The following is an 8243-nucleotide window of genomic DNA, read 5'->3' as shown; positions in this document are numbered from 1 at the left end:
CGCCCTCGGGGGAGGGGGGGGCGGGGGTCCCCCACCCCCCGCCCCCGGCGGGTCGGCCCCCGCCCCGTCGGGGGGCCGGGCCCCGGGTCCGGCGGACCGTCCGACCGCCGCTCGGCGGTCAGCCGGCGGTGCAGGCCACCCCGTTGAGGGTGAAGCCGGTGGCGGCGGCCGCGTTGCCGGTGTGGTTCGCGTTGAAGCCGAAGGTGGTGGTGCCGCCGACCGGGATGGCCGCGTTGTAGCCCAGGTTGGTGGCGGTGACCTGTCCGGCGGTCGGGCTGACGGTGGCGTTCCAGGCGCTGGTGACGGTCTGTCCGCCGGGCAGGGTGAACTTCACCGACCAGCCGTTGACGGCGCTGCCGCCGGTGTTGGTGACGGTGATGTTCTCGGTCAGGCCGGTGTTCCAGGCGCTGACCTGGGTGCTGACCTTGCACGCGCCGCCGCTCGGCGGCGTCGACGGCGAGGAGGAGGGGGACGGCGAGGAGGACGGCGACGGCGAGCCCGCGGTGCCGCCGAGCGCGGTGACGGCCGAGTTGTAGGAGGCCTTCGGCTGGTAGTTGTTGTCGTACATGGTGGCCGCGCCGTAGCCGCTGAACGCCCCGGGGATCCACGAGTCGGCGTCGCCGACGCCCCACTGGGATACGCCCACGCAGCCGCTGACGGCCAGGCAGTTGCCGATCACGGTCGCGTAGTCGGTGGCCTGCTGGGCGAGGTCGGCGGCGCTCGCGGGCACCTGCATCCGGTCGTCGAGCTCGGTGACGGCGACGTCGAGGCCGAGCGCGGTGAAGCGCTGGATGTTGGCCTTCATGCTGCTGGGGACCTGGCCGACGATGAAGTGGGACTCCAGGCCGACGCCGTCGATGGGCACGCCCTGCGACTTGAGCGAGGACACCAGTTGGTACATGGCGTCGCTCTTCGCGTTGAGGCCTTCGATGTTGTAGTCGTTCAGGTAGAGCTTGGCGTTCGGGTCGGCGGCCCGCGCGGTGCGCAGCGCGTCGGCGATGTAGCCGCTGCCCATGGCGTTGTAGAAGACGCTGCTGCGCAGCGAACCGTCCTCGTTGAACGGCTCGTTGACGACGTCCCAGGAGTAGACCTGGCCCTTGTAGTGGGTGGCCTGGGTGGTGACGTGGTTCTCCATCGCGGCCTGCACCTGCGAGCCGGGCAGGCTGCTCACCCAGGACGGCAGCTGGCTGTGCCAGACCAGGGTGTGGCCGCGCACCCGCATGCTGTGGGACTTCGCGAAGATGACGATCTTGTCGCCGGGGCCGAAGTTGAAGTTGTTGGCGGAGGATTCGGTGGTGTCCCACTTCATCTCGTTGCCGGGGGTGACCATGTCGAACTGGGTGCCGGCGACGGCGGTCAGCGCGGAGTTGTTCAGGTCGTTCTGGGTGATGGCCGTGCCGAAGTAGCTGCCCTTGGCCTCGGCGAGGTCGCGCAGGGTGGTGCCGGCGGCTCCGGCGGGGCCGCTGCCGAAGGTGGCGGCGGCCAGCAGTCCGCCGGCCGCGGCGACGGCGAGCGCCGCGAGGGCGCGCCCGCGCCGGTGTGCTGCGCGCAACTGTGCAGCCATGGTCCGTCCTTCCGGGGGGTGGGTGGGTGGACGGACCGTACGGTCGGCCTCGCGCCCCGGGCAACGGACGGCCGCGCCGGCGGCCGGTGCCGCCGACCGGCCGGGTTTCCCCGGGGGTTCGACGGTGCGCGGGCGCACCGCCGCCCCGACCTGCGGCGGGGCGGCGGAACGGCGGAGCGGCCGCCGCCCGGTGGTGCCGGGTCGGCGGCCGCTCCGACCGGCGGGCCGGGTGCGAAAGTTACAGTGCGTCAGCGACCGGGCCGGCTTCGGCGCCGACGAGTTCCTTGCCCATGCAGATGCTGAGCTCGTGGTCCTTGTAGTAGCCGAACTTGCGGATCTCGGCGTACCCCTCGGACCGGTACAGGCCGACCGCCTCGGGCTGCAGGGTGCCGGTCTCCAGCACCAGCCGGGTGCGGCCGGCGGCGATCGCGGCCTGCTCCAGGTGGCGCAGCAGGACGCGGGAGTGGCCGCGGCCGCGGGCGGCGGGGACGACGTACATCCGCTTGAGTTCGGCGTCGCCGTCGCGCAGGCCGTCCTCGTCGCGCTCCTTGACGCGCCATCCGCCGCAGGCCACCGGCTCGCCGTCCAGGTAGCCGATCACGAACAGCCCGGCGGGCGGGTCGAAGTGGTCGGCGTGCAGGACGGTCTGGTCGCCGTCGCCGTACCGGACGACGTACTCCTGCTGGACGTCGGCGGCGAGCTTCTGGGCGTCGGGGTGTCCGAAGCCGGTGGTGCGGATCTCCATGTCGGTCAAGGGTACGGGCCGCTACCGGGCGTCCGTGAGGCGGGCGACCAGGTCGTCGCGGCCGAACAGGCGGGCGGCGTCGAGCGCGGACGGGGTGCCGGCGTGCGGGTCGGCGCCGTGGGCGAGCAGGGCGTCGACGACGTCGGTGGAGGCCTTGAAGACGGCGCCGGCCAGCGGGGTCTGGGCGCGGTCGTTGACCCGGTCGGGTTCGGCGCCGCGCTCCAGCAGTGCGGTGACGGTGGCGGCGTGGCCGTGGTAGGCGGCGAGCATCAGCAGGGTGTCGCCGCGGTCGTTGGTGAGGTTGGCGGGCACGCCGGCGTCGAGGTGGGCGGCGAGCAGTTCGGTGTCGCCGGCGCGGGCGGCGTCGAAGAGCCGGCCGGCCAGGGCGATGACGTCGGCGTCGGGCGTGCCGGGTCCGGTCATGGGGTGTTCCGCCTTCCGATGGGTGTCGTGGGGTCCTGTGAACGTGCCGCGGCCCCGGGAGGTGCCGCGCGCGCTGCGGCCGGGGGCCGCCCGGGGGTGGTTCCGCCCAGCCGTTCGGGCGAATTCCGGGCGTTCGGGTCGCGGGTGCGCCGGGCGCGGGGACGCCTGAGTGCGCCGGTGCGATCCACCGGCACCGCCCCGCGGGACGCCCCGGACGTGCACGGCCGACCCGGCCGGCCCGGCGAGAACCACCCGTTCGCCGCACCCCATCCCCATTTACTTTTTGTCACCATAAAGGCACTTTCTGTCACCTTGTCCCCCGCCCCGTGAGGAGCATCCCGTGATTCTCTCCATCTCCGGCATCGTTCTGTTCGGCGTCATCGCCTTCCTGTTCTTCCGCCGGGACGGGCTGAAGATCTCGCACGCCCTGGTGTGCGCGCTGTTCGGCTTCTACGTCGCGGGCTCCTCGATCGCCCCGAGCATCCAGGCGGGCGGCGCGAGCCTGGCCAGCCTGATCGGCGGCCTCAAGTTCTGAGCGGTCCCGGCCCGGGCGCGGAGTTCCCACCGCCCCGGGCCGTTCGCCCGTCCGGGCCGTCCCCGCCCGGCACCGGGCCCGCCCGCACCCGATCGCCCACCTGATCCCCCGTCAGCACCCCTCCCCGCTTCCGGAGTCCGCATGTCCCTCAACCGCCACTTCAACCGGGGCCGCGACCTCGCCCGCACGGCCGGCGACCACGCCGCCGACGTGTTCGCGCCGCTGACGCTGATCGGCCGCGGTCTGCGCCGCCACGCCGACTGGGCCAGGGGCCGCTGGACGGCCCTGCCGAAGGAGCGGCGCGGCCCGACCCTGCTGGTCGCCGCGGCCACCACGCTCGGCATCTTCCTGCTGCCGCACGGCCCGCTGCTGGCGATCGTCGCCCTGGTCGCCTCGGCGGCCTGGGTCGGCCGCAGCCCGAAGTCCGCGCCCGAGCCGGAGCCGGACCTCGCCGACGTCAAGCTGACCGCGCTGTACGCGGCGCTCACCCCGTACTTCGGCGGTTTCGACGACCCGTTCGCGCTGTACCGGCTGGACGGCGAGTGGCGGGCGGCGTTCTCCGGCTGGGAGTTCGACGCGGACGGCCGGCTCGCCACCCTGGAGATCTCCTACCCGGCGTACTTCACCGACACCGAGCCGGCCGCCCGGGCCCGGATCGAGCAGGTGGTGCAGGGCAAGGCCGGCCGCTCCCGGGAGTACCGCTTCGACTGGGACGAGGAGATCAACCGGCTGCGGGTGAGCGCGCTCGCCCCGCTGCCCGCCGACATCGTGGCGCAGCGCTTCGTCACCGCGCCGGGCGAGATCGTGCTCGGCTTCACCGACGGCGAGGGCAGTCACCGCACCATCCCGGTCGAGCAGGGCGGGGTGACGGAGCAGCAGCCGCCGGTGGTGTGGCGGGTCGGCCCGCGTTCCGCCGAGCCGCACCTGCTGGCGCTCGGCGCGGCCGGGTACGGGACGTCGACGCTGCTGCGCTCGATCGCGCTGCAGGCGCTGCCGTACGGCGACCTGGTGGTGGTGGACGGGGCGAGCACCGGCGAGCACGCCTGCCTGGTGAACCGGCCGGGCGTGTACACCGTGGAAACCAGCCTGCACGGGGCGCTGGCCGCGCTGGAGTGGGTGGCGAAGGAGACCGAGCGCCGGCTGATCGCGCTGAACGCGGCCCGCCACCACGGGGTGGCCGCTCCGGCGGACGTCACCCGACCGCTGTGGATCCTGCTGGACCACCTCACCGAGCTGTCCGAACTCGCCCACGCCGAGGGCCGCACCGACCCGCAGGCACTGCTGGAGGTGCCGCTGCGGCACGGCCGGGCGGCGCGGGTCACGGTGGTGTTCGTGGACGACCTGGAGGCCCGGGACCGGATCTCCCCCACCGTGCACACCTGCACCCGGGCCCGGCTGGTGCTCGGCCCGGTCACCGCGGACTCCGGTTCGGCCGGACTCGGCGTCCCGCTGGACATCGCGCCCGCCGCGCACACCCCGCCCGGCCGCGGCTACGCCCGGATCGGCACCGCCGCCCCGGTCCGGGTCCAGGTCCCGGTGACGGTCGACCCGCTGGACGAGGACGCGGCGCCCGCGCTGCGCGAGGCGGTGATCGCGCTGCTGCCGCACCGCGACACCCGTACCGAGGCGCCCGCACCGGCCGAGGCGGTGGACGTCGCCGCGGTCGAGGCGGTGGACGCCGGGGCGCTCGATCCGGAGCCGGCGGCCGCCGAGCCGGAGCCGGTCCAGGTGGAGCTGTCCAAGGACGTCGCCGCCGCCCAGCCCCGACCGGCCTGGTGACCGGGACCGCTCCCGGCCCGCCCCACCGACCAGAAGTGCACAAAATGTGACACGCCGGGTGATATCACCGCTCAGATGTGACAAATCGGGCGACCATGGGTACAAACAGGGGCGGCACGACAGGCGACGTATGTCCCGGACGGGAATCTTCGTCGGAGGTCGGGCGTTGGACCCATCGACGAAGAACAGCGACCACTAGTCCTGTGGGCAAGAAGCCCGGGAGGCACGATTCATGAGCGAGCGAGCTCTCCGCGGCACGCGACTCGGGGCGACCAGCTACGAGACCGACCGCGGCATTGATCTGGCACCGCGCCAGACCGTCGAGTACGCATGTCAGAACGGACACCGTTTCGAGGTCCCGTTCTCGGTCGAGGCGGAGATCCCCATGGTGTGGGAGTGCCGTTTCTGCGGTCAGGAGGCCGCGCTCCTCGACGGTGAGGAGCCCGAGGAGAAGAAGACCAAGCCCACCCGCACCCACTGGGACATGCTGATGGAGCGCCGGACCCGCGAGGAACTGGAGGAGGTCCTGGCCGAGCGCCTGGCCGTGCTCCGCTCCGGCGGGATGAACCTGGCGGTCCACCCGCGCGACTCCCGCAAGTCCGCCTGACGGCCGAAGGACCGAAGGGCGGCGACCCCGCACCACTGCCGAAGGGCCCCGGAAGTTCCGGGGCCCTTCGGCTGTCCGCGGGTGCGGAGGATCAGCCGGCGGGCACGGCGGCCGGACGGGCACGGAGAGGGGGACGGCCGCCGGGCCGTCCCCCTCTCCTCTCTCCTCCTCGCGGGCGTTCCCGCCCCTCCGGGCGGTGGAAGCCGCGTCAGGGCGCGATCGGCGGGCGGTACTCGGTGTCCGGCCCGTTCGGGCGGGACGGCGGGTCGACGACCTCGCCCTGGACGATCTTGCCGTCGGGGCGGTGGATGCGCAGCTGCTCCTGCAGGCGCATCGCGTCGGCGAACCGGTCGGCGCCCACGGGGGCGGTGGAGCGCAGCACCGAGCCGGTGATCCGGCGGCCGGCGGCGCGCCACAGGACGCGGGTCGGCGGGAGCAGGAAGGTGACGGCCAGCAGGTCGGACAGGAAGCCCGGCAGGATCAGCAGCACGCCGGCCAGCACCGTCATCGAGGTGCCGGTCTGCGGCTGTGCGGACTGCGGGTCCTTGGACAGTTCGACGGCGGCGCGGAACGCCCGGGCGCCGGCCCGCTTGATCACCGTGCCGCCCAGGAACACCCCGGCCAGCAGCAGCACCAACGTCAGGAACCAGCCCACCCAGCCGGCCACCACCGTGACCAGCCAGATCTCCAGCACCAGCCAGGCGGCGATCAGCAGCGGCACGGCGCGGGCGAGGCGCCCGCGGCGGGCCTGGGGGGCCGGGGTTGCTTGCTGGGACACGGTACGGATCCACTCCATCGCGGTGCTCTCAGCGGCGGCCGGCGTCTCCGGCCGCGTTCACGGCACCACCCTGCACAACGGCCCGACGCGGCCGCGTGTTCCGCCGCCCGGCGCCGGCCGGCCGGGCCGGGCTGCGACGGGGCCCCGGCGCGCCACCCGTCGGGCGGCGGGCCGGGGCCCGGCGTGCCGCGTCAGGGCCGCTTCGCCGCCCGGCGCCGCTGCCATCCGGCCGCGGCGGCGACGCCGCAGGCCAGCAGGCCGCCGAGGGCCAGCACCCACTCGGGCCCGGCGCCGACCTTGTCGGCGACGGTCTGGCTGTCGCGCAGCGGCACCACCGCGTTCAGCACTTCCTGGTCGAGCTCCTCGGTCCGCTGCTGCACCTGCCCGTCGGGGGTGATGACGGCGCTGACGCCGCTGGTCGCGGCGATCAGCACGGCGCGGCCGTGCTCGACGGCGCGCAGCCGGGACATCGCCAGCTGCTGCTCGGTCTGGCCGGTGCGGTTGTAGGTGGCGTTGTTGGTCTGCACGACCAGCACCCGGCCGCCCTGGTTGACGGTGTCGCGGACGATCTCGTCGTAGGCGACCTCGAAGCAGATGACGTCGCCGATCCGGGCCGGGCCGAGGTGCATGACGCCGCTGCCGGTGCCGGGGTAGAAGTCCCGGGCGACGCGCTGCAGGCGGGTGATCACCTTGGAGAGTTCGGAGCGGAACGGCACGTACTCGCCGAACGGCACGGGGTGCTGCTTGGTGTAGGACTCCCCCGGACCGGAGGACGGGTCCCAGACGATGCCCTCGTTGCGGACGTGCTGCTGGTCCGGGCCGTCGACCAGGGCGCCGACCAGGGTCGGGACGCCGACCGCCTTGACGGCCTGGTCGATCCGGGCGTAGGCGGCGGGGTCGGTGAACGGGTCCAGGTCGGAGGCGTTCTCCGGCCAGATCACCACGTCGGGCCTGGGCGCCCGGCCGGCGGCGACGTCGGCGGCGAGCTGCTCGGTGGCACCGGCGTGGTTGTTCAGCACCAGCATCGGCCGGCCGAGGAAGTCCATGCCGGGGCGGTCCACGTTGCCCTGGACGATCGCCACCCGCACGGTGTCGGCGGCCGTGGTCGGCACCGGCACCGCGTAGCCGATCAGCACCAGCGCGACGGCCGCCAGGCCGCCCGCGACGGTGCGCCACGGCAGGACGGCGGTACCGGCCCGGCGGGCCCGCAGCACGCTCAGCCCCGCCCAGGCCAGCAGGGTTCCGCAGGACGCCACGGCGAAGGTCACCAGCGGGGCCCCGCCGAGGGCGGCGAGCGGCGTGAACGGGCTGGCGGTGTTGGCGAACGCCAGCCGGCCCCACGGGAAGCCGCCGAACGGCAGCCGGTCGCGCGCCCACTCCTGGGTCACCCAGAGCATCGCGGCCCACAACGGCCAGCCGCGCAGCTTGGAGGTGAGCGCCAGGCCGGCGCCCATCAGCGCGAGGAACAGCGCCTCGATGGCGGACAGGCCGACCACGCCGTCCCAGCCGACCACGCGCAGCCAGGACAGCAGCACCACGAAGAACGGCAGCCCGAACACGAAGCCCAGCCAGGCGCCGTGCCGGGCCCGCCGGCCCCGGGTCAGCAGCGTCAGCGCCGCCACCCCGAGGATCGACAGCGGCCACACGTCGTACGGCGGGAAGGCGAACGCCATCACCGTCCCGGCCAGTGCGGCCAGGCCGGTCCGGGCCCACCAGGCCCCGCGGCCGGGGCGTTCCGGTGCCGTGTCCGACTTCCCCGCGGTCACCGGGCGCTCCTGCGAAACGGGCAGTGCCACCTGCGCACCACCTCTC

Annotated in this window: 8 protein-coding genes; 3 read left to right on the top strand and 5 right to left on the bottom strand. The window is 74.3% G+C overall.

Annotated elements, in window-relative coordinates:
- Window positions 1-118: 118 nt before the first annotated feature.
- The 3 genes from ACFV1L_RS30735 to ACFV1L_RS30725 form a co-directional block, all read right to left on the bottom strand.
- Window positions 119-1564 carry an endo-1,4-beta-xylanase gene (locus ACFV1L_RS30735; RefSeq protein ID WP_380372042.1) on the bottom strand — a complete coding sequence of 482 codons (1446 nt, stop codon included), beginning with the start codon at window positions 1562-1564 and terminating at the stop codon, window positions 119-121.
- 238 nt (window positions 1565-1802) lie between these two features.
- On the bottom strand, window positions 1803-2309 hold the full coding sequence (locus tag ACFV1L_RS30730; RefSeq protein WP_380372040.1) for a GNAT family N-acetyltransferase: 507 nt from the start codon (window positions 2307-2309) through the stop codon (window positions 1803-1805).
- A 21-nt stretch (window positions 2310-2330) separates the two neighbouring features.
- Window positions 2331-2732: an ankyrin repeat domain-containing protein gene (locus tag ACFV1L_RS30725; RefSeq protein WP_380372037.1), complete on the bottom strand. Its 402-nt coding sequence runs from the start codon at window positions 2730-2732 to the stop codon at window positions 2331-2333.
- A 340-nt stretch (window positions 2733-3072) separates the two neighbouring features.
- On the opposite strand from ACFV1L_RS30725, the gene ACFV1L_RS30720 reads away from it, so the two are divergent.
- The 3 genes from ACFV1L_RS30720 (at window position 3073) to ACFV1L_RS30710 (ending at window position 5653) form a co-directional block, all read left to right on the top strand.
- On the top strand, window positions 3073-3267 hold the full coding sequence (locus ACFV1L_RS30720; RefSeq protein WP_014134294.1) for a hypothetical protein: 195 nt from the start codon (window positions 3073-3075) through the stop codon (window positions 3265-3267).
- A 141-nt stretch (window positions 3268-3408) separates the two neighbouring features.
- Entirely contained in the window at window positions 3409-5046 is a 1638-nt protein-coding gene (locus ACFV1L_RS30715; RefSeq protein WP_380372035.1) for a hypothetical protein, read from the top strand.
- A gap of 232 nt (window positions 5047-5278) precedes the next feature.
- Window positions 5279-5653, top strand: a complete 375-nt coding sequence (locus tag ACFV1L_RS30710; protein WP_035859576.1) for an RNA polymerase-binding protein RbpA — start codon at window positions 5279-5281, stop codon at window positions 5651-5653.
- A 208-nt stretch (window positions 5654-5861) separates the two neighbouring features.
- Here the strand turns inward: ACFV1L_RS30710 and fxsA are convergent, their stop codons facing one another.
- Window positions 5862-6431: an FxsA family membrane protein gene (gene fxsA, locus ACFV1L_RS30705; RefSeq protein WP_380372032.1), complete on the bottom strand. Its 570-nt coding sequence runs from the start codon at window positions 6429-6431 to the stop codon at window positions 5862-5864.
- A gap of 191 nt (window positions 6432-6622) precedes the next feature.
- Window positions 6623-8227 (bottom strand): apolipoprotein N-acyltransferase, encoded by a 1605-nt coding sequence (gene lnt / locus ACFV1L_RS30700; RefSeq protein WP_380372030.1) that lies wholly within the window; start codon window positions 8225-8227, stop codon window positions 6623-6625.
- Window positions 8228-8243: the final 16 nt, after the last annotated feature.

It is taken from the genome of Kitasatospora sp. NPDC059646 (genome assembly GCF_042734615.1).
Classification (GTDB): Bacteria; Actinomycetota; Actinomycetes; order Streptomycetales; family Streptomycetaceae; genus Kitasatospora.
Note: the sequence above shows the minus strand (reverse complement) of the source record. Positions and strands in the feature narration are given on the sequence as shown.

Excerpts from the sequence above, each read along its gene's own strand:
- ACFV1L_RS30710 (WP_035859576.1), top strand. The coding sequence starts at position 5,279 with ATGAGCGAGCGAGCTCTCCGCGGCACGCGACTCGGGGCGACCAGCTAC.
- ACFV1L_RS30730 (WP_380372040.1), bottom strand. The coding sequence starts at position 2,309 with ATGGAGATCCGCACCACCGGCTTCGGACACCCCGACGCCCAGAAGCTC.
- ACFV1L_RS30735 (WP_380372042.1), bottom strand. The coding sequence starts at position 1,564 with ATGGCTGCACAGTTGCGCGCAGCACACCGGCGCGGGCGCGCCCTCGCG.
- ACFV1L_RS30725 (WP_380372037.1), bottom strand. The coding sequence starts at position 2,732 with ATGACCGGACCCGGCACGCCCGACGCCGACGTCATCGCCCTGGCCGGC.
- ACFV1L_RS30715 (WP_380372035.1), top strand. The coding sequence starts at position 3,409 with ATGTCCCTCAACCGCCACTTCAACCGGGGCCGCGACCTCGCCCGCACG.